Consider the following 23483-nt stretch of genomic DNA (forward strand, 5'->3'; position numbering starts at 1 on the left):
ATCTAATAAAATCCTGAACTTCGGTTCCTGAATCTAATATAAAATGAACAAAAGAATTTTCGTAGAAAAAAGAGGAATTTTCGATGTTGAAAGTCCAAAAATTTTTGATGAAGTAAAAGCAGTGGTGCCGTCTATCCAAAGCGTAAAGGTGTATAACATTTACGATATTTTTGGATTAAATGATGGTGAATTCGAAAAAGTAGTAAACAGCACTTTCGTAGATCCGGTTACTGATATTTTAATCGAAGAAAACCCTGCGCAGGGAATTCATTTCGCATTAGAATTTTTACCGGGACAATATGATCAGCGTGCTGATTCTGCGCAACAATGTATCGCTTTACTTACTGAAAATGAGAAGTCTAAAGTAAGAAGTGGTAAATTGATTGAATTTGAAGGTGTTTCCAAATCTGATTTGGCTAAAATCAAAGACCTTTTAATCAATAAAGTAGAATCTCAGGAAAAAGATTTAACCATTTTGGATATTCCTGCGGATGAAACGCCTTCAAAAGTAATTGTTCACGAAAATTTTAATTCGTTTAATTCGGATGAATTAGAGCAATTTTATAATACTCATGGTTTTGCTTTAGGTTTGGATGATTTGAAATTTATTCAGGAGTATTTTAAATCTGAACAGAGAAATCCTACGGAAACAGAGCTTAAAGTTTTAGACACCTATTGGAGTGACCACTGTCGCCACACAACTTTTGAAACAGAATTGTCAAATATTGAATTTGAAGGACAGTTTAAACATATATTGGAAACCATTTTCAATGATTATATCGAAAAAAGAAAATTCTTAGGACGCGAATTGAAACCGATTTCCTTGATGGATTTGGCGACAGTTTGCGGAAGATATTTCCACAAAACAGGTAATTTGGAGAATCTTGTGGTTTCTGATGAAATCAATGCTTGTACGATCCAAATCGAAGCGGAATACGATGGTAAAAAAGAACCGTGGTATTTATTATTCAAAAATGAAACGCACAATCACCCGACAGAAATTGAACCTTTCGGTGGAGCTTCGACGTGTTTAGGAGGTGCAATCAGAGATCCTTTGTCTGGACGTTCTTTCGTTTTCCAGGCGATGAGGTTAACAGGAGCAGCCGATGTGTTGGAATCTATTGACAAAACTTTACCGGGGAAATTGCCTCAAAAAACAATCACAAAGCAGGCTGCAAACGGGTATTCTTCTTACGGTAACCAAATCGGTTTAGCAACAACGATGGTTTCTGAAATCTATGATGAAGGTTATAAAGCTAAAAGAATGGAAGTAGGTTTCGTTGCCGGAGCGGTTCCTGTGGATTGGGTAAGACGTGAAAAACCTGAAGCTGGTGATTCTATCATTATTTTAGGTGGTGCAACAGGTCGTGACGGTGTTGGTGGAGCAAGCGGAAGTTCAAAAGAACAGGACGAAACTTCTATCCACACGATGAGTTCTGAAGTTCAGAAAGGAAATGCCGTTGAAGAAAGAAAAATCCAGAGATTGTTCAGAAATCCTGAAGTAACGAGATTGATTAAAAAATCAAACGATTTCGGAGCAGGTGGTGTTTCTGTAGCGATCGGTGAAATTGCTGATTCTTTGGAAGTTAATCTAGATGTTTTACCTTTAAAATATGAAGGTCTGAACGGAACCGAACTGGCTATTTCTGAATCTCAGGAAAGAATGGCAGTTGTGGTTGAACCAAAAGATAAAGAAAAATTCATTAAATTCTGTGAAGCTGAAAATATTGTAGCTGTTGAAGTTGCAAAAGTAACGGATTCCGGAAGAATGCAGATGTTCTGGAAAGGTGATAAAATTGTTGACCTTTCAAGGGAGTTTTTAAATACAAATGGCTGTTCAAAAAGTCAGGAAGTGAAAATTACTTATCTTAATGAGGTAAAAGAAGAAATTCCATCATTCAATGAAGAGAATTTCTTAAAAATATTAAGTGATAAAAATGTAGCTTCTCAAAAAGGTTTGTTGGAAATGTTCGATTCATCGATCGGTGCGACGACTGTTGCGATGCCTTTAGGTGGGAAATATCAACAGACTTTGATGGAAGGAAGCGTTCAGACACTGCCAATTATCGGGGCAAAAAATATTGAGACGGTTTCGTTGGCGAGTTGGGGATTCGATGCAGAGATTTCTAAGCAGAATTCTTTGCTGGGAGCTTCTTATGCTGTAGTTGAAAGTGTTGCGAAAATCGTTGCGATGGGTGGCGATTACAAAAATATCAGATTCAGTTTCCAGGAATATTTTGAGAAATTGGGTCAAAATCCTGAGAAATGGGGTAAACCTTTGGCTTCTTTGTTAGGAGCTTATGATGCTCAGATTAATTTCGGTTTAGCTGCCATCGGAGGAAAAGATTCAATGAGTGGAACATATCAGGATTTGAATGTTCCGCCAACGTTGATTTCTTTCGCTTGTGCAAACGGAGAAAAGAAAAATATTATCTCTCCGGAATTTAAACAGGCAGGAAATAAAATCTATTTCTTTAATCATACCGCTCAGGAAAACGGACTTCCAAATTACGACAAACTTAAAGCGATTTATGAATTCATCTTTGAGAATATCAAGGCTGGCAAAATCGTTTCTGTAAAGACAGTTAAAGAAGGCGGTATTGCGGTTGCATTGGCAAAAATGAGTTTCGGAAACAGATTAGGTGTTGATGTAAATATTGCTGATGAGAATGTTTTATTAACAAAAAATATTGGAAGTATTGTCATTGAATCAAGCAAAGAATTAAGCAATGTAGAACTTCAATTAATTGGTGAAGTCAATAATTCGGATACTCTGAAAATCAATAAATTTAGTTTTAAAATCGAAAAATTACTTGAAGCTAATACAAGAACATTTGAAAATCTTTTCCCAACCGTTGAAAAAGAGAAAATAATTGTTGAATTGGATGAGAAATTAAACTCGATCAACCCAAGAAATATCATCATCAAAAAACACGGAATCGCTCAGCCAAAAGTATTTGCTCCAGTTTTCCCAGGAACAAATTGCGAGTATGATACGCTGAATTCATTCCAAAAAGAAGGCGCAATCGTCAACAGTTTGCCTTTGATCAATATCAATCATCAGTTGCTTGATGAAAGCATTGATGCTTGGGTTGAAGAAATCAAAACGTCCCAGATTTTGGCATTCTCCGGAGGGTTTTCCGCAGGTGACGAGCCGGACGGTTCTGCAAAATTTATTGTCAACGTTTTGAAAAACGAAAAGATGAGAAATGCGGTTCATGAGTTATTGGATAGAGACGGAATGATCATCGGTATCTGTAACGGTTTCCAGGCGTTGGTAAAATCAGGATTGCTGCCTTACGGAAGAATCAAGGATCTGGATGAAAATTCTCCGACTCTAGCTCACAATGCCATCAGAAGACATATTTCTCAGATGGTGAATGTAAAAGTTGTAAATGACGAATCGCCTTGGTTAAAAGGAATGAAGAATCAGGTGTTCACAATTCCGATTTCTCACGGTGAAGGTCGTTTCATGGCTTCGGAAGCGGAAATCCAGAAGCTGTATGAAAACGGACAAATCGCAACACAATATCTGGATTTAGAAGGAAATATTGCTCACGGAATGCCGTTCAATCCAAATAATTCATTGTTCGGAATTGAAGGTGTGACCAGTCCAGATGGAAAAATATTCGGTAGAATGGGACACCCGGAACGTTTTGCAGAAGGATTAATGAAAAATATTCCAACCGCAAATTATCACAATATCTTTAAAAACGGAGTGGAATACTTCAAATAAGATTTCAGCTTTTAACAATTAAATAAAAAAATGACCGCTATTAAAATGGCGGTCATTTTTATTTGACAAATTGCAACATTTTTTCAATTCCTGAATCTTAATAATAGCAAGCCCATCAAAAACTATTATATGAAACTTAAACAATTATTAAGCTTATCTGCATTTATCAGTTCCATTGCAATATTTTCACAATCGTATAAAATCATCTACGATTTTAAATGGAAAACAGAAGAACAATCAAAAGATTATAATTCGGAATTAACTGTTCTTTTAAAAAATGACGAGAACTCTTACTTCGAAGCTTTAGCGAAATTTAAGTATGACTCCATAAAAACCAAGCTTGTAGATGAAGGAAGCAGAAGTTTTCCAAGCCCGAAGGTACAATGGAAATTACAACCTTTGATTTTTAAGGATTTGAGATCTCAGACTACAATTACCGAAGAAAACTTTTTCGACAAAGTATATTTGACAACTTACACCTGTAAACCAATTTGGAAAATCCAGCAGGAAAAAGGCAAACTATTCAATTATAATATTCAGAAAGCTGAAACGTATTTTGGAGGCAGAAAATGGATCGCATGGTTCACCAATGAAATTCCAATTAGCGATGGACCTTACAAATTTTTTGGATTGCCCGGACTTATTCTTAAAATATCTGATTCTGAAGAGAATTTTATTTTCGAAATCAAAGGGCTTACAAAAGAACAATATAATATTGAAGGACGTAATGCTTACGACACCAAAGTAAACCTTACACCTAAAAAATGGGAAGCATTTTGGAGCAAATACCAAAAAGACCCATCGATGATTTTTGCTAATCTCAATTCTCCTAATAATACTTTTACTTACGTCTATCACGGCATCAATGTAGACAGCAAAGAAGCCAAAGAGATGTACAACAAGACCGAAAAAGAAAAAATCGATATTTTTAAAATCCCTATTGAAACCAAATCTTGTGAAAAATAATAGATGAAAGAAAATAGAGCAAAGATAAAGACTTACGATCAGTCGTTAATATCCACAAAATACATCTTTAATTATTTTACATTACTTAATTAAAAAAAATAATCAGAGAAAAAATAGAAAAACTGCAACATTTGTAATTGGTTTGCGTCTATTATATAGAACCGGAAAAAAACGAATAACTTTTTGAAGACAAGAACAGAAAATATCAGTGACAAAGAATTGTTGGAACGGTGCAGTTCCGGGGACAATTCGGGGTATTCTCTACTCTATCATCGTTATTCTAAAGCTGTTTTCAATTCCATCTATCGTATTGTAAATGACAGAGAAGATGCGGAGGATATTCTTCAGGAAGTTTTTTTGAAAGCGTTTTCTGAGATCAAATCCCTGAAAAATGTAGATAGTTTCGGAGGTTGGATCAAGCGAATCGCCATCAATCAATCGCTAAATTATCTTCGAAAGAATAAAATCTATTTTACAGAAATTGAAGATGATAAAATATTGGACATAGAAGATGACGAGTTGGAAGCAAAATTGGCTATGGAATCTCGTGTAAAAGAGCTTCAGAATATTATCGCTGAATTTCCTTTGCAGACCAGAACGATCGTCAATCTTTATTTATTCGAGGAAATGCCGCAGGAAGAAATAGCAAGGATTTTAAATATACCGCACGGAACCGTAAGAAGTTATTATCACCGTGCTAAAAAGAAAATTTTTGACAAATTAAACCCAAAACAACACAATGAAATCGCCATTAACCAAAAATGATTACACAAAAACCTATAAGATAGGGCGATAACATATGACCTTTAAAAAACAATAAGTATCTGCATATGAAAGATTCGCTTAAAAAATATATCAACGACCATCGAGATGAATTTGACAATCTCGAAGTTCCTGACGAAATGTTTGACAAAATAATGTCCAAGCTGGATAGCTCTACTCCATCTATTGGGAAAACACGTTCGATATTTTCATTGAAAAATTGGGCAATCGCTGCTTCTGTTGTAGTTATTTTAAGCTTAGGTATCTTTAATTTATGGCAAGAAAAAGAAATCGATAATACAGTTTTAGCAACAAAGCAAATTCCGAAAAAAGAAGATGAAATTCTAACTGATACTTCAATTCCTAAAAATGGATTAGAAACAATAAAAAAACAGCCTGAAATAAAACAAAACGATAAAAAAATCCTTGCACATAACAGTTCTGATTATCCAAAACAATCAATAGACAATCAAACTTTTGCTGAGGAGAATTACAATACTGAAGATGAAAATCATTCTGACAAAGCCAACGCCATAGAATTGATGAATAATGAATTTTCCGCAAGTTCCAGATTACAAGGGATTACTTTGGTCAGGAATTTATCCAATTATGATTCAAAAATAATTGATCTACTTTCTGAGAAAGCTATCTCAGATGAAAATACCAATGTAAGATTGGCCGCTGTCTCAGCTTTGGAAATACAAAGACGGAATCCGGTTGTAATAGATAGGATTCAACAAATTTTTATTCAACAAAATGACCCGATGGTACAGAAAGAATTGATTACCTTTTTGGCAGAAAAGCAATCATCGGAGTTGAGCCCAGAAGTTAACACAAGACTTTTGATACTCGCTCAAGACCCTACAACAGTAGATTTTGTGAAAGACGAAGCCTATGCTGTTCTAATGAAATATTAAAGCTTTTATATAAATAACTTATTAATTATTAACAAATTAAATACAATGAAAAAGATATATTTGATCATGTTTGCTTTGATGACAGTTTCCTTCCAGGCGCAGGAAAACCCAACTCAAGCAACTACAACAAAAGAAAACCCAAAGACATACAAAGTCAATAAAAACAAAGGAAAATTATTAATCAATCTTGGAAAAGTAACGGTTGAAGGTTACAAAGGAAATGAGATCATTTTCTCCTTGGAAGGTAAAACGCCTGCGGAAGACAAACGCGCAGAAGGACTGCAGGCAGTCAATGCTTTAGGACTTATAGACAACACCGGACTCGGAATCAATGTTTCTGAAAAAGACGGCATTTTGGAAGTTAATCCATTGAAAAAAATCTCGTCTCCATCCATAAAAATATTAGTTCCGGAGAATGTGATTGTTTCCTTCAAGCATCAGTCCCAATATGGAGGAAATGTTGTTTTCAGAAATATGCAAAATGAGATTGAGATCGCCTCCACTTACAACAATGTTCAGTTAGAAAATATTACCGGACCCGCAACGGTGAAATCTATCTATGGAAATATAGAAGCAGTTTTCAGCCAAAATGTGAAAGGTCCTTTATCCATTATTTCGGTTTATGGACATACAGATGTCAGCCTCCCAAAATCGGTAAAAGCCAACCTTAAAGCGACAACTTCGTATGGTGAAATCTATATTTCTCCGGATTTTAAAATTGAGCAAGAGAAGAAAACAGACGATGATTTAATCCGTTTTGGTAATGACCTTGTCGGAAAAGTGAATGGCGGTGGAACGGATGTAGAAGTTCGTTCAGATTACAGTAAAATTTATTTGAGAGCAAAATGAAAAGGCTGGTAATTTTTGTAATGACTCTCGTTTTCGGATTGATTACAGCACAAACACAGATCAACAAAAGCTTTCCTGCAACTAAATATCAGAACATCTCTTTGAAATTCGATTATCCTCAATTGATTAAAATAAGCACCTGGGACAAAGATGAAGTTCAGATTTCGGGAACTGTAAACATCAATGACAATGAAAATAATGATGCTTTTCAAGTCAAAGAATCGAAGGAAGGAAATTCTCTTATCATCGAAGGCAGCGTTTCCGGAATAGACAACATTCCACGTAGAATTACGGTTCATAAGGGAAATGAGAAACTGACATTTAAAACCAAAGAAGATTATCAGCAATACTGTAAAACCAACGGTGTCACTTTCAACACGATGTCCAATGGTGTCGACATTGATATTGAATTGGAGATCAAAGTTCCAAAATCTCTTAAAACTCAAATTGAAGCCAAATATGGATTGGTAGAAGTCAAAAATTTCGGTGGAGAGATCAATGTTAATGCAACTTATGGAGGAATCGATGCTACAATCAAAAACATAGGAAAACTCTCTGCTGAAACCTATTATGGACAAATCTATTCAAATTTGGAAACCAAATTTGCCGGAAAAGATTCGGATGATTTTCATACCTTAGTGACTACAACATTAGGAAACGGACCGCAGTATAGTCTTGAATCCAAATATGGAAATATCTATCTAAGGAAATAATTAAATGAAGAACGAAATCAATAATAAAAAAATGACTGTCATACATGGCGGTCATTTTTCAGATTTGGAAGGTTTTTATAAAGAAGTTTCTCGACTTTTCATGAAGGATGAAGATTGGAAAGTGGGGACTTTGGATGGTTTTGATGATATTCTTTATAGTGTTGATTCTGATATTACTTGGAAAGATTCTCAGAAATCAAAAGAGGATTTAGGTTTTGATTTGACCAAGGAATTTTATGAAAATAAAATCAGACGAGGCAAACCTTTCAATGTCAAATTGATTCAACAAAAACTGGATGATTTGATTGATGGAAGCGGGCAAACTTTATTCGAAATTTTAATTGAAATCATAGAATCGCACAAAAATATTAGACTAATTTTGGATTAGATCAATATTTGAAATTTAGATAAGATGAAAAAAATGAGGTACGGATTATTCTTCGGAGACAGCATCACATACGGAGAATACGATGGCGTTTTTGGAGGCTGGGTCGATATTCTGAAACGATATGCTTTGCAGAAATATAATGAGGGCAGCAACGAATTGATTCTTTTCAATCTGGGAATCGGTGGCGAGACAACGGAAGGTTTGGTTGCAAGAATGCCTCACGAAATGAAAGCAAGAAATTCTACTGATGGAAACATCATTTTCATAGGTTACGGCGCCAATGATTTGGCTTCAAAAGATGGAATCCAATTGGTAAGTCCTGAAAAATTCAGAATTAATATCGAAAATGCAATTCAAAATGCTAAGCAATATTCCAGCGACATTTATTTGGTAAGTATTCTTCCTGTTTCAGAAAGCATCGATTCCAAAGTTTCTCCAACCGGAAAAGTGAGAACCAATGAAGATGTTTTGATTTATAATCAAATCCTTAAAGACATTGCTAATGAAAGCTCATTAAGTTATATTGATTTTCATTCAGCTTTTTTGCAGGACAAAGAGATTTTGCTTTCCCAGGATGGTGTTCATCCAAACGAAAAAGGCTACGGAATAATGGCCGAAATTGCAATTCCAATTATTGAAAAATATCTTTAAATATTATTTTATAACACAAAGACACAAATCATTTATTAAAATCAATTATACTCAAGGCACAAGTTTTTAACTTCATTAAAAATTAAAAATCCATGATTTTCTTTGCGACTTGACATAAATAAAGTAAAATTAATTTTTGTGCCTTTGCGATAAAAAACTATTACATAACGTATAATCCTTCTTAAAATTTTCAGGAAGGATTTTCTTTGAAATATGTTTTAGCACAATCTTTGAATTATTCCGAAAAATTCAAGTTTATGAGTGCGGTTAATGTAAAAACGATATTGCTGAAAATATTAAAATGGCTGGGAATTACCATCGCTTCTATCTTATTTTTAATGTTCATTATCCCGATTTTATTTCCGGGAACCATTTCTCAGCAGGTTAAGATCTTTGCCAATAAACATCTTGCCGGAGAATTGGATTACAAGAAGACACATCTTACTTTTTTCCGTCACTTCCCTTCTCTAACAGTTTCCGTGGACGATTTCATACTGAAAGGCTCCAAGCCTTTTGAACAGGATACTTTGCTTGCAGCAAAAGAAGTTGCAGCCGGAATCAACTTGAAAAACCTGATTTTCGATGGTGAAATCAAGATTGATGAAATTTATGTGAATGATGCCATAGCCAATGTTTTTGTTAATTCTAAAGGTCAGGCCAATTACAACGTTTACGTTTCAAAACCGTCAGAAAAACCAAAAGATACCACCGAAGCTGGCGCATCTATCAAATTGGATTTGATCAAATTGAAAAACTGGAATATCAAGTATAATGACCACGCTGCAAATGTTCTGCTCAAGACAAAAGGCTTGAATTATACGGGAAAAGGAGGATTAAGTGAAGATATCTTCGATTTGGAAACAGATCTGGATATTGATAAAGTTGATTTTGCGCTGAATCGGATCTGGTACGCACAGCAGAAAACTTTACACGCTGATCTGATCACAAGAATCAATACGAATGCATTGACATTTGTCCTAAGAAAAAACGAATTGAGAATCAATGAGCTTCCCTTGAAATTCACTGGTTTTGTGAGCATTTTGAAAGATGGCTATAATCTAAATATCAATGCAGCTTCCGAGAAAACGACGATCAAAGACATGTTGTCGGTTTTGCCTCCACAATATCTGGGTTGGGTAAAGGACACAAAAATCGAGGGAAAAAGTGATTTGTTTTTCAGCCTGAAAGGACGTTTCAGTGAACCAAAAAATCTGAAACCTGATTTGAAAGCAAGTCTGAAAGTAGACAAAGGTTCGGTTTCCAACAGCAACGCACCAGTTCCGATGAACAATCTTAATATGGACCTGAATATAGATTTACCTTCGCTGGATACCGAGAAACTCCTACTCGACCTGAGAACTTTGAGTTTTGATCTGGGCAAGAATAACAGCTTTCGTGCAGTTGTAAAAACACAGGGATTGAACGAGATGAAAGTGAATGCCAATATAAAAGGTGCGGTTGACCTGGCAACTTTGGACGCCGCATTGGGTTTAAAAGATATTGAATTGAAAGGTCTGATGAATACGGATATTCAATCGAATGGAATCTTTAATCTGGATAAAAAACTATTCCCGAGAACGAAAGGCTATTTCAATCTGAAAAATGGTTGGCTTAAGACCAACTATTATCCAAACCCGATTCAGAATATCAATATTTTAGCAAACATTCATAATAAGGATGGGACTTTCAAAAGTCTGGGCGTGAAACTCGACCCTTTCAAATTTGATTTTGAAGGTAATCCGGTTTTCGTGAATGCAGATCTGCAGGATTTTGAGGATCTGTTATACAAAGTCCGAGCAAAGGGAACTTTGAATGTAGGCAGAATCTATAAGGTTTTCAAGAAAGAAGGCTTGGACGTCAGCGGCCTGATCATGGCGAACCTATCGCTGAACGGCCGCCAGAGTTATGCGACATCCGGACAATATGCGAAGCTTGATAACCGCGGAAATCTCATCTTGAAAAACATCAAAGCCACAACCGAATATCTTCCGAAATCATTCTATATCAAAGAAGGGAATTTCGAATTTGAAAATGAGAAAATGTGGTTCAGGCGATTCTATGGCAATTACGGAAAATCCGATTATTCACTCAACGGTTACCTGCTGAACACCATCAATTATTTCATTGAAAGAAAAGGGACGTTGCACGGTAGATTTCATCTGAAATCCAATTATATTTTGGTGGATGAGTTTATGGCATTGAAAGAAGGCGATAATAAAGACAAATCAATGGACGTGGAATATGCCAAAGAAGAACATCCGAAAAGCAGTGGCGTTGTGATCGTCCCAAACAATCTTGATGTTTCTTTGGAAGCCAGTGCTAAAAAAGTAGAATTCAAAGGACTTGGGCTGAATAATCTGGTTGGTTTGGCTTCTGTGAGCAAAGGTGAAATTTATTTAAAAAACACCACATTCGATATCATCGGAAGTCGAATGGGAATCGATGCAAGATATCAGAACGAATCCCCCATCACCGCCAACTACGATGTAGCTCTAAAAGTCGACAACTTCGATGTTCAGAGGGCTTACAAAGAGATCGACATGGTACGTGAGATGGCAACCGCCGCGAAAAATGTAAAAGGTATCGTCTCTTTGGATTACAAACTGAAAGGTGATTTTGACAGTAATATGAAACCTATCTATCCGTCATTGGAAGGTGGCGGAAACGTAAACCTGAGAGATGTGGAAGTCAAAAACCTGAAAATGCTTTCGACCATTGGCGATAATATTGGTGCGAATGCATTTGACAATCCGGATATGAAAGGCGTTGATATCAAAACAAGCATCAACAATAATCTGATCCATGTAGAGCCTTTTACCTTCAAAGTTTCTATTCTGCGACCTACAATTAGCGGAACCACGAGTTTCAACGGCCTGCTGGATTTCCGTGTGAGAGTTGGTTTACCCCCCGCAGGATGGATCGGGTTCCCGATTGTTGTGACAGGAACGCACGAGAAACCGAAGATCAAGATCTTCAGCAAAACCGGACAAGGCATTTTGGAAGCTTTATATAACCAAAAATCCAATAAAGTTATCCGTGAAGAAAAACGAGCTGAGAAAAAATCCAGAGCACAACAGCGAAAAGAAAAACGCGCTCAGGAAAAGAAAGCCGAAAATGCAGAAAAGCAGATTGATAAAGATTTGAATAAGAAATAAAAGGAAAACTCCAATTTGTTTGGAAGTTTATTATTAGGATAGAATGACACAATTATGACGTTTTTCAGAAAATGAATTATTTGTTAACAATCTATTTTGGTAATTCAGGAAAAGCTTTATTTTTAGGCAAAACAAAAATAATGTCATATTACCCGTTAACAAGCATACCAGATTACTATTCCATAGACGCTCTTTTGACCGAAGAACACAAGCTTATCCGCGATTCTGTAAGAAGCTGGGTGGAGAGTTTTGTGATGCCCAAGATCGATGAAGCAGCGCAAAATCATACCGATATCCCGGGATTGATGAAAGAATTGGGAAATATCGGTGCGCTTGGCCCATACATTCCTGAGGAATATGGCGGTCCGGGATTAGACCAGATTTCTTATGGACTCATCATGCAGGAATTGGAAAGAGGCGATTCGGCAGTGCGTTCTGCGGCTTCTGTGCAGTCTTCTTTGGTGATGTTCCCGATTTTCGAGTACGGTTCTGAGGAACAAAAAAGAAAATACCTTCCCAAACTGGCTTCCGGTGATATAATTGGATGTTTTGGTTTGACAGAGCCTAACCATGGTTCCGACCCATCATCAATGGAATCCAAATTCACAGACCAGGGCGACCATTATCTTTTGAACGGTGCAAAAATGTGGATCACCAACTCCCCTGTTGCAGATATTGCCGTAGTCTGGGCAAAAGGCGAAGACGGAAAAGTACGAGGGATGATCCTGGAGCGTGGAATGGAAGGTTTTACGACACCTACTACTCATAACAAATGGAGCCTGAGAGCGTCCAAAACAGGAGAATTGGTTTTCAACAATGTGAAAGTTCCGAAAGAAAACCTTCTACCAAATGTTGAAGGTTTGAAAGGACCTTTGTCTTGTCTTAATTCAGCAAGATATGGGATTTCGTGGGGTGTAATTGGTGCTGCAATGGATTGTTATTGTACAGCGGTTCAATACACTAAGGAGAGAAAACAATTCGGGAAACCGATTGCTTCTTTCCAGCTTCAGCAAAAGAAATTAGCCGAATTTTTGACAGAGATCACCAAGGCGCAATTACTTTGCCTGCAATTAGGGAATCTTAAAAATGCGCATAAAGCTTCGCCTGCACAAATCTCTATGGCAAAAAGAAACAATGTGAAAATGGCCATCGATATTGCCAGAGAATCCCGTCAGATGCTTGGCGGAATGGGCATCATGGGCGAATTCCCGATGATGCGCCACGCTGCCAACCTGGAGTCTGTGATCACCTACGAAGGAACACATGACATCCATCTGCTGATCACCGGGATGGACATTACCGGAATCAATGCCTTTGGATAAGACCAAATCGATCTTATATATTTTTAACAAAACCTGCGGAATATTTTCGCAGGTTTTTTCGTTCAGATATAAACCACAAAAGTCACAAAAACAAAGAATAAATCTTTTGTGAATTTTGTGGTTTCAAAAAACTTAATATGAAAAAATACTTTGCAATTCTTTTCTTTGTTTCTATCACCATTTTTGGACAAAACTTTCAGACAAAACTTTCAGACAAAACTTTCCAATGCTGCTATTGAGCTGACAAAAGATAAAGTGGTTTATGACCCAACCTATTTCGTTTTGAAATATCCGAATGGCGATATTCCTGCTGGAAAAGGTGTTTGTACGGATGTTGTCATAAGAGCTTACAGAGCGTTAGGAATCGATTTGCAGAAAGAAGTTCATGAAGATATGGCGAAGAATTTCTCCAAATATCCAAAGAAATGGGGATTAAAGAAAACTGATACCAATATCGACCACAGACGGGTTCCCAACCTGATGGTTTTCTTTTCGAGATTCGGGAAGGTGAAACCGATCACTAATGATGCTAAAGATTACGTTCCTGGCGATATCGTCACTTGGGATCTACCTAAAAATCTGACGCATATCGGCATTGTTGTGAATAAAAAATCAGCAGATGGTAAACGGTATTTGATCTCGCATAATATCGGCGCGGGACAAGTTTTGGAAGATTGTCTTTTCAGTTGGACAATCACGGGACATTATGTTTATCAATGATGATTGATAAATGAAAAACTTTTGTGACTTTTGTGGTTTAAAAATAGTTATGACCAGATTTTTTCAAATATTATTTTTCAGCTTTTGCTTTCTTTTGCAGGCTCAAAACCTTAAAATCATTCAAAAACCGATTGGTTATTCCAAGGAAAGAATGAAGCTGAGTCTGGATTATATGAAAGAGCATCACAATCTGATTCAGAAAACCCCAAACATCACGCCGAAGATCATTGTCCTACATTACACCGCCGGCGGAACGATCGAATCAAATTTCAGATATTTTAATAATTTATATTTAGAAAATCAACGAGCAACGCTCAAAAAGCAAAGCTCACTGAATGTTTCTGCACATTTTCTGGTGGATAGGGACGGAACCGTTTATCAGCTGGTTGACCCGGAACTATTCGCAAGGCATACAATCGGTCTTAATCATTGTGCTATCGGCGTAGAAAATATCGGGAGCAAATCTCAGCCTTTGACCGACAAACAAGTTGAAGCCAACGCAGAATTAGTCAAATATCTTGTGAAAAAATATCCGGTTGAATACCTTATCGGACATTCGGAATATGGAGTTTTCAGGAATTCTGAACTCTGGAAAGAAACCGACCCAAAATACTTCACAGGCAAAGAAGACCCAGGTTCTGATTTCATGAAGAAAGTTAGAGAAAAATTGAGGGATTTGAAGTTAAAAAGTCAACCGTAATTACAACATCTTTATTGTCATTCCGTAAGAATGAATCTCAACAGCTAAGTTTAGATTCCTACGGAATGACAAAGATCATGTCTATGTGCTGAGATTACCAAATCACTTTTTGCTTTTCTTCGAACGGAATCTCAGGATTCAGAATCTCAAAAATTAGGTTTCTGATAGAATCCTCCACTTCGTTATCTTCGATATCAATGAAATTGAGGTTTTGTGGACCATCATTGACTTCTGCAAAAGACCAAATCGCAGTTTCTACATTTTCCGGTTTTATATCAAGAGAATTGGTGATGCAGTATTTGTAAATTGAAAGTTGTAAAGCCTGTTTGTAATCGTCTCGAAAGAATAATTCCGGGAGTTTTTCCTGTTTGTTTTTTCCTAAGTTGATCGTTAAATTTTTTGGTTTTGCTGTTTTATAATCAATGACCCTGGTGATTCCGTCCAGCCTGTCGATTCTATCAATGAAACCATAAAAACTGATTTTATCGTTTTGATTTTCATCCAGGAAAAAATCACAGTTGATTTCTTTTTCCAAATCCAGGATTTCCAAAGCAGAACCATTTTTCACCAGTTCCAAATCATACTCTACAATATTGCGCACTACCCTTTTGGCAATTTCTTTGTGGATATAATTCATTCCGCGGTCGTAGAATTCGGGCTGGTGCTTTAGCTTTTCAATTGCAAAATCTATTGCTGAATCTGCTTGTTGAAGCAAATTTTCCAGATCGTAAACCGACAATATTCTACCTTTTACCGGTTCGTGTAAAAACTGCAAAGCAAAATGGACCAGGTTTCCATAGTTTCTTTGCGAAAGTTCTTCTTCTATTTCGGTGGTTTCCCTGGTTTTAAGAAGTTGATTCAGATAGAAATCAATCGGGTTATAAAGATAACTCACGAGATGAGAAGCAGAAACCCGGTTTTTCCATTCGTTCAGAAGCCGCATCACCTCATCATTTTTTTCAATCTTCATCAATTCCTGAGCAATTGGTTCTGAAGAATTCTCGATGATGATATGTTCTATCTTGTGTGGACTTTCCATTTCCAATTGTGTGATGAAACGGCTTTTTTCGCCTGTGTTAACGCCTGAACTCAAAGCATTATAAAGCAAATAAACATTTTCCGAATTCTGAATCAATCGGTAAAAGTGATAAGCATAAATACTGTCATTTTCCAGGAAAGTATTCAGTCCAAAATTCTTTCGGACATCAAACGGAATGTAAGTGTTTTGAGTATTTCCCAACGGTAATTTTCCTTCATTTACAGATAACAATATGATATTCTTGAAGTTTAGAAGACGTGTTTCCAAAAGCCCCATGATCTGGAATCCTGCCAACGGTTCTCCCACAAAATCAATACTTTCTGAATTAACCAATTGATTGATCAGAACCTCCAGAGTCTCTATTTTGACATCAATCTGATAAGGCAGTAATTGATTTTTGATGATCTTGAAAACGTTTTCAAACAACGCAATATTCTCATACTGAATATCATCCAGTTCTTTGAATTTGAGCTCGTAACAGAACTTAATCAATAAGTCTAAAAATGTCTGATAGTTTTCCGGTTTTTGCAAAAGCTGGAAATAACTAAGGTTTCCAAGTAATTCCCGTAGCAAAGTTTTAGAAATATAAACGATGTTTCTTTCTTCTATCGCTGCGATAAAATTCCTGATCACTTCAGAATCTTTTTCATCATTTGGTAATTCTTCCAGGATCGGTAAAACATCGGCGTAATAATAGCTAGATGATTTTTTTTCCTGTTGTTTCTGAAGATAGAACAGTTTTTTAATTGCATTACTAAACGATAAGTTCTTCAATGGAAATCCCATGGTGATGTTCACACTTTCAACAACACTCAGACTATCTAAAACGGCTGGTAAAAGGTTCTCATCGAGCAATACCAAAGCAGTTTCCGACAATTCTTCTTTCGGGATTTTTTTCAAGATCTCGGGAAGGAATTTTGCTTGAACAATGTTTCCGGAAACTTCGTAGGTTTTGATATTTTTTGGTTGCCTGAACTGATTTTCAATCCATTTAAAATCCCGACTGTCATTAAATTCTTTCCACTTCAACGTTTCTCGCAGGAATTTTCCGGATTCCTGTCTTTCGTCATCAATATAATATTGGTCGGCTTGGAAATACGTTTCCGCTTTGTTCCATTGCAAAAGCTGTCTTACCAATTGCTCTTCCACTCTTGATAGTGCATTGAATCCACAGAATACAAATTGGCGATCGGTTTGTCTGGCAAAGTTCTCAATCTTGGAAAAAGCTTCCTGATAAAGCATTCCGGAAGTGGCGAGATTTTCCTTTTCAAGGTCTGATTTCAGAAGTGGAAGAAACTCGTTCATCTTTCGCCAGAAATTGAGGTTCCGTTTTCTTGGGTTGTCACCATCTCCAAGATTTTCGCCCCAGTTTTTGATCCGTTCTTCGTCCAGCATCCACAAAAGAATTTTCTGATCATCGTCTGAGAATTTCATCATATCATCCCAATCTTTCTGCAAAGTCGGAAACCATTTCAGAAAACCAGAAAAATCTTCGGAAGCATCAATCCTATTATAAATACGAAATGCAAACAACCAAAGTGCGATTCCTTTGATTTCTATATTTTCTGATAATTCTGCTATGAGTTCATCTATTGTAACGAAGTTGGACAAAAGTCCTTCGTAATGCTTTTCTTTCAGGATTCTCTTGATGAAAACCATTGGTCTTTTTCCGGGCAAGACAATGTCCAAATTGGAAATATCCTGTTGGTTTTCTAATAATTCTGAAATGATCTTCTGAAGAAACTGCATAAAAAAGCCTTTAAAAACTTAAAGGCTCAATTTAATTATTTTTATTGGATTTACTTAATGTTTCAGTCTATTTTCTCGCTGATCAATTTGATTTTGCAGATTCACGTTAAGATCCTTATGGAATGACAAATCTTGTTTTTTTGTCTGACGTTCGATTCGAAGACAAAGTTTATAGCCCCGATTGCAACGGTTACCCCACAGCACGCTTTGGGAAAAGCCCGGGCGCGAGGAGTATGAGTGGAAAGCGGGATCAAGCTTCTAAAAAATTATTCAACAACCACTTTTCTCTCCAAGAAAGTGTTGGAGCCTGCTGTATCTTTTCCAGTCCAAAATTTGAATGTGTAAGTCCCTGTCTTTGTAGGTTTAAAATTAACTCTGCTACCATCTACATAAGTTCCGTCTCCGCAAACATCATTCGTTTTGAAGGCAAAATTAGCGACCGTTCTGACAGAATCGTTGGTATATTGATAATCGTAGCTGTAAATTCCTTCGCAAGCTTTCGTAAATGTGGAATACAGCTTCATCTCCTGCGTAACGCCAAGCGCCATTGTATCCATCGGAATCTGGACACTGTCAATCTTGGTTGCATAAACATTCGTGATCTCTGTGTAATCGTCGTTGTCATTACAAGACATAACCAATGCTGAAAACAAGGTCAACATTGATAAAATAAATACATTCTTCATAATCGTTTCTTTATTTAGTTATTAAAATTACCCTTTGATAGGTAAACCACTTTTTTTGTATCAAAAAATTCGCCTTCAAAATAATTTTTAAGACTGAAGATCTCGCATCTCAATCCGGCAAGCTCCTCTGCCAAATCGCCACCTTTGAGATAAAGAATGCCGTTATGCTTCGGATTGAATTGTTCTTTTTCAAATTTCCCTCTCAACCAAGTTAAAAAAACCGGCATTTGTGTAACAGCTCTGCTGACGACAAAATGGAACTTTTCTTTCAACTGTTCTGCTCTCATATGATAAGCTGTAACATTTTTCAGGCCAAGGCTTTCGGCCACCCCCTTCACTACTGTTATTTTTTTTCCGATACTATCTACCAGGGTGAACCGGACGTTTGGGAATAAAATAGCCAACGGAATCCCCGGAAAACCTCCGCCTGTTCCGATATCCAAAACCTTGGTCCCGTCTGCAAACTCCATCACTTTTGCTATTCCCAAGGAATGTAGAATGTGTTTTTCATAAAGACTATCGGTATCTTTTCTGGAAATCACATTGATTTTCTCATTCCAATCTTTGTACAAAGTTTCGAGTCCTGCAAATTGATTTTTTTGCTCGCTGGTAATATCGGGGAAATATTTTAAAATTAAATCTAAAGACATAAGGCGAAATTATGAAAAGATTTGAATATTCTGTTCATATAAATAAAAAATCACCGAGGTTGATCGGAACCATACCCCAGTGATTTGAAAGTTATATATGTAAATTGTGTTATCTCAAGACTTTTTTGGTAACCACTTTGTTACCCGATTTTACTTTGATGACATACACCCCTTCTGCAAGGTTTGTTTTGTTTATCAATACTTCTTTCTTGGCATTTTGGGTGTTGAACAACAACCTTCCGGCCAAGTCATAAAGATCAACTTCATCAATATTATCATCTGACCTCACAACGAAGTTCTGATTGTCTTTTGTAACAATGATACCTTTTAATATATCATCATTAGTTCCAAGTGTTACAGACGACCTGTAGACAATCTCGAATCTATCTTCATACTGTCCGGAATTGGTGTAGAAAATATAAGACCCATCGGTTACGCTAACAATTTTATTAAGATATTTGTCCTTCAAATATACTGACTGAGTATCTTTGAATATCCCGTCTTTATCAGTCAAAGAAATCGTGTAGTTTCCTGAAACTGCAGCTTTGAATCCGATCTTTGTAATATCATCTAAGTTGAAAGTAGGATCTTTTGATTGTATAGCCAGTTTATGACTGTCCAAGATACTCCAGAAAGAGTCACTTCCTATCGCCAACAAGTCTGCATCATAATCTACATCAAAAGCATTCGTTGCGTTGTTAATATATCCTATCAGAATTTCGTTGTTCACATCTGTCGGTGATTTGAACTCCAGCCAGAATCTATTTTTCTGGGCGCCCCTGTTATAATAATTCGCAATATCAGGAGTTCTCATTGAGTTCGTAAAGTTAAGCGGCTGACCTTTGCCGGCTTCTTTTGCCTGAATTATAAAACCTTGTCCTACGGCAATGTTCCCATTTGGTTTTCTATTGTTATATCCAAAATATGTTGCCGAAGCACCACCTGTAGAATTCAGGATCGCATAATTATTCCCACTGTAATTAGTGCTTTGCTGAGACGTGATCTGCCCATCATTGTTGGTCCAGAAATAGGCTGTCCCATTTACCTTAGTTTTGTTGTGCTCATAGAAATCATCAAAGCTAATGTTGGATGGATATGGATTCCCTACCATGTTATAGCCTTTTGTAGCACCACTCCATCTAAGGTCATATGAATTGATATCTCCATTTTGTGGTGTTCCTACAAATTGGAATTGGGATGGTGTTGTGGTAACAGTAACATTATCCGGGAAGCTATTTTTACCGCGTATCGCATATCCTCTTGCAGGCAAGAAAGTGGATGAAGAGTTTAGTGCGATATTCTCTGCTGTGATTGATGTCACAAAATAGTCAGTAGCTTCATTGTAAATATAAAATCTATTCCAAGGTGTTCCTGTTCCAGTGCCTCCATTAGCCTGGTTATAACCATCTGAGAACTGGTAAAGATTCTGTCCGGAAACTGGTGATGACCAATAATTATAGCCCATTTTTGGTATGACCGCTTGTTTTTTCACAGTGATGTTTCCCGTGTTGGCCGCTGTTCCATTTTGTAATAAATTGGCATTGTTTTCAATCACAAAACCCGTAGCAGAAGCATTGTTCAGAATTTGTCCATTTACAGTGACATATCCTCCGGTATTGATAGTAAGCGTTCCTCCGGTATTTACGGTAAGATTGCTACTTACAAAATTGCCATAAGTGTTTGTGTCATAATCTGTATCAATGATTGCATTTTTAGTAGCATTAGGCGTTCCATTGCTCCAATGTGGATCAGCTGGATTTAGCCATATTGTATCATTTGAAGTATTAATTAAATTATAGTATATCCCTCCAATCTCAGGGCCTAATCCTCCAGTGATAAACTGCATTTTATATTGAACATAGTAGGTATTGTAAAGATATAGTCTAATATAAACTTTTTCACCTGGTGCTAATTTGAATCCATTATCGAATGAAAAGTTCTGCGCAGTGTAAGCAGTAGGAACGGTGCCTGTGGCCATAACCACTACACCACTTGAAAAATCTGCTGTTTTGGAGTATCTTATTTCATATTTCGAGTTATTCGTCCCGCTTGCATAATAATCAAATGTTTTTGGCTCAATAGTTTTATTTGTGCTGTTATTCTCTAATACAAACTGGATATATCTGGATGAATTAAAATTTGTATTGTCCTGACCACTCTGAGTTTCCACATAAAAAACTTTAGGGTTGGTCTCTCCTCCTACTGTTATTCCTGTACCACCATTTCCCGTAACTGTTGTAGAATTTATGAATGATTGAAACGAAGTTGCAGTAAAATTAGTATTATCCCATCTGATAAGTGGTGAAGTAACATTCGGTCCGTTATTGATAATTACCGTTGCCGAATTGGAAACACCATATTCGTTTGTAATGTAATATGTGAAAGCGTCTGCACCAATATAGTCTTTTGCCGGCACATAATTGATGCTTTTATCCGCATTAAGCGTTGCGCTTCCGTGAGATGGCTGAGTAAATGTCAAAGAATTGATCTTGTTGCTGTAATCATCATTGATAAGTACATTAATATCAATATCATTATTAACAATATTTGCCACATTATCATCATATGCTATAGGTGCTGTTGAACTGAACTCAACATTTCCGATAAATGCAGGCCCTACGTTGTCCCCATTTTTCAAAAGAATCTGGAAAGCATTCCAAGTATCATAAACATAGACCCTCAGATATACGACCTGTCCATCTGTCGCAATCGGTTTTGAGAAATTGGTCAAAGAGATTGTATTTGGACCTGTCCCTGTAACCGTGGTCTCCGGCAAAACATTAAAAAACGTTGTAAAATTACTGTTAAGAGAGTAATCTATTTTGATCTTAGCATCTCCCCCTTGTGTCATACATAGGAAGTTGAACTCAGATAAATTCAGTTTATAACCATTTTTCGGACTGATCGTGAACTGGATATATTTTGACTTATCTACCGTGACAGCATTTTTATCTGGCCAACCGCTAGTCTGAAACGCATTATACCCACTGATACTGATATTTGAAACGTATGACTGGTTTACTGTAGATGTTATATTCCCAACGTTAATATGTGTATTATAAACACTGGCTGTAAAATTGGAATTATTCCATCTTGTCAAAGGCGTATTTACATTTTCTACAACACTGATGCTAACAGCAGCCTCATTTGACAAACCAGTAGAATTACTTGCCCTGTATTTAAAAGAATCGGACCCGGTATATCCTGTCTCCGGTTTATATGTTACACTTGTGGTTCCATTTACAGTTAATGTTCCGTGTGCAGGCTGTTGGGTAACAGTTACTCCATCGATAGCCAACACCGAGGTATCATTACTTAAAATATTGAAATCCGATTCGTTATTTTTGTAAGCAGTAAAGGAATCATTATTTGCAACCGGTACAGCTGTCACTACATTGATACTTACAGTAGCCTCATTTGATGAGCCTGCGGCATTCACCGCTTTGTATTTGAAAGAATCTGTACCATCATAACCTGTTGATGGTACGTAGGTTATATTTGTAATTCCGTTTGCTGTTACAGTTCCGTGTGTAGGTTGTTGGGTTATTGTAATACCTGTGATGGCCGAACCTGAAGTATCATTGGACAATACATCCAGATTTGCACTAGTATTTTTATACACAGAATAAGAATCGTTGTTTGCAACCGGCACAGTCGCCTGTTCTTCGGTCAACTTCAAAGTGTTGGCCTTGATTCTCCAACCTCCATTCCAGTTATTTCCAGATGAATAGAAACGTACAATAAGCGTTTGGGTACCCGTAAGTGTTACATTTAAGGGAATGTTTTTAACTGGATTGGCAGCAATAGGTTCATTATTCACCAATATCGTTGAACCTACACTATACATATAGGCATAATCATCGATACTGTTGTTGTTTGGTGCAACATAATATCTTATGGTATAATGCGTAGGTCCGGGATTCAGCTTTTCCTGCTCAAAAGCCAGATTCGAAATTTTTACTTGGCTCCCATTAGAAGAGCTTACTGAAAATCCAAAATAACGGTAATGTACTATATCACCATTATTCCATCCTGTCACGGTCATTCCTTGAGAATTATAGGAAACCGGATTTTGGCTTGTGCCGACAGCTGTTGCAATTACTTTACCAGCAGAATAGCTTACATTTCCGTCAGAAGTCAATGCCCATCTTACAAGATCGGTCTGCGCATTCAGTAAAAAATAAGATATTATAAATAATAAAGAAAGGTGTTTTTTCATCATCTCAGTATTAATAAATTTTCGGGATGCAAAATTAAAATTCTATTTTATGTTATACAATTAACATTTGGTAAGAAATTTGATTCAAACTATCTTGACTTTAATTCGATGAATCTAACAGTTAGCACGAATCAAATACCATCAAAATAGTCTCAAATAATATTTTTTACAATTATTTATTTTCCAAATATTTTGCAATATTATTAATAATAACACAAGAAGAAACTATCCTATCAGTTAGTTTGGATTTAAAAAGAAAAA

The 23483-nt window shown here is 36.6% G+C and carries 16 protein-coding genes; 12 read left to right on the forward strand and 4 right to left on the reverse strand.

Annotated elements, in window-relative coordinates; genetic code table 11:
- Positions 1 to 43: 43 nt before the first annotated feature.
- From K319_RS0100240 to K319_RS0100295, 12 genes are all read left to right on the forward strand, one after another.
- Positions 44 to 3736: a phosphoribosylformylglycinamidine synthase gene (locus tag K319_RS0100240; protein WP_027381801.1), complete on the forward strand. Its 3693-nt coding sequence runs from the start codon at positions 44 to 46 to the stop codon at positions 3734 to 3736.
- Between the two features lie 129 nt (positions 3737 to 3865).
- Entirely contained in the window at positions 3866 to 4702 is an 837-nt protein-coding gene (locus K319_RS0100245) for a GLPGLI family protein (RefSeq protein WP_027381802.1), read from the forward strand.
- A 183-nt stretch (positions 4703 to 4885) separates the two neighbouring features.
- Positions 4886 to 5467: an RNA polymerase sigma factor gene (locus K319_RS19485; protein ID WP_051230311.1), complete on the forward strand. Its 582-nt coding sequence runs from the start codon at positions 4886 to 4888 to the stop codon at positions 5465 to 5467.
- A gap of 65 nt (positions 5468 to 5532) precedes the next feature.
- Positions 5533 to 6381: a HEAT repeat domain-containing protein gene (locus tag K319_RS0100255; protein WP_027381803.1), complete on the forward strand. Its 849-nt coding sequence runs from the start codon at positions 5533 to 5535 to the stop codon at positions 6379 to 6381.
- Between the two features lie 45 nt (positions 6382 to 6426).
- Positions 6427 to 7230, forward strand: coding sequence for a DUF4097 family beta strand repeat-containing protein (locus K319_RS0100260; RefSeq protein WP_156907013.1), 804 nt, complete (start codon positions 6427 to 6429; stop codon positions 7228 to 7230).
- Positions 7227 to 7943 carry a hypothetical protein gene (locus K319_RS0100265; protein WP_027381805.1) on the forward strand — a complete coding sequence of 239 codons (717 nt, stop codon included), beginning with the start codon at positions 7227 to 7229 and terminating at the stop codon, positions 7941 to 7943. Before K319_RS0100260 ends, K319_RS0100265 begins: the two co-directional genes overlap by 4 nt.
- A gap of 4 nt (positions 7944 to 7947) precedes the next feature.
- A complete protein-coding gene (locus K319_RS0100270; RefSeq protein WP_027381806.1) occupies positions 7948 to 8331 on the forward strand; it encodes a ribonuclease inhibitor in 384 nt (127 codons plus the stop codon).
- A gap of 33 nt (positions 8332 to 8364) precedes the next feature.
- Entirely contained in the window at positions 8365 to 8982 is a 618-nt protein-coding gene (locus tag K319_RS0100275) for an SGNH/GDSL hydrolase family protein (RefSeq protein ID WP_027381807.1), read from the forward strand.
- A 257-nt stretch (positions 8983 to 9239) separates the two neighbouring features.
- A complete protein-coding gene (locus K319_RS19490; RefSeq protein WP_051230317.1) occupies positions 9240 to 12137 on the forward strand; it encodes an AsmA-like C-terminal region-containing protein in 2898 nt (965 codons plus the stop codon).
- A gap of 140 nt (positions 12138 to 12277) precedes the next feature.
- Entirely contained in the window at positions 12278 to 13459 is a 1182-nt protein-coding gene (locus tag K319_RS0100285; RefSeq protein ID WP_027381808.1) for an acyl-CoA dehydrogenase family protein, read from the forward strand.
- A gap of 165 nt (positions 13460 to 13624) precedes the next feature.
- Positions 13625 to 14179: a DUF1287 domain-containing protein gene (locus K319_RS0100290; protein ID WP_034671125.1), complete on the forward strand. Its 555-nt coding sequence runs from the start codon at positions 13625 to 13627 to the stop codon at positions 14177 to 14179.
- A 49-nt stretch (positions 14180 to 14228) separates the two neighbouring features.
- Positions 14229 to 14879, forward strand: a complete 651-nt coding sequence (locus K319_RS0100295) for a peptidoglycan recognition protein family protein (RefSeq protein ID WP_034671100.1) — start codon at positions 14229 to 14231, stop codon at positions 14877 to 14879.
- Positions 14880 to 14973: 94 nt separating this feature from the next.
- Here K319_RS0100295 and K319_RS0100300 read toward each other — a convergent pair whose 3' ends face one another.
- From K319_RS0100300 to K319_RS0100315, 4 genes are all read right to left on the reverse strand, one after another.
- On the reverse strand, positions 14974 to 17667 hold the full coding sequence (locus K319_RS0100300) for a PD-(D/E)XK nuclease family protein (RefSeq protein ID WP_027381811.1): 2694 nt from the start codon (positions 17665 to 17667) through the stop codon (positions 14974 to 14976).
- A gap of 266 nt (positions 17668 to 17933) precedes the next feature.
- A complete protein-coding gene (locus tag K319_RS0100305) occupies positions 17934 to 18353 on the reverse strand; it encodes a hypothetical protein (RefSeq protein WP_027381812.1) in 420 nt (139 codons plus the stop codon).
- Positions 18354 to 18367: 14 nt separating this feature from the next.
- Positions 18368 to 19003: a 16S rRNA (guanine(527)-N(7))-methyltransferase RsmG gene (rsmG, locus tag K319_RS0100310; RefSeq protein ID WP_027381813.1), complete on the reverse strand. Its 636-nt coding sequence runs from the start codon at positions 19001 to 19003 to the stop codon at positions 18368 to 18370.
- Positions 19004 to 19112: 109 nt separating this feature from the next.
- Positions 19113 to 23222, reverse strand: coding sequence for an Ig-like domain-containing protein (locus tag K319_RS0100315; RefSeq protein WP_169712637.1), 4110 nt, complete (start codon positions 23220 to 23222; stop codon positions 19113 to 19115).
- Positions 23223 to 23483: the final 261 nt, after the last annotated feature.

Source organism: Epilithonimonas caeni DSM 17710 (genome assembly GCF_000426465.1).
In the GTDB taxonomy this organism is placed as follows: domain Bacteria; phylum Bacteroidota; class Bacteroidia; order Flavobacteriales; family Weeksellaceae; genus Epilithonimonas; species Epilithonimonas caeni.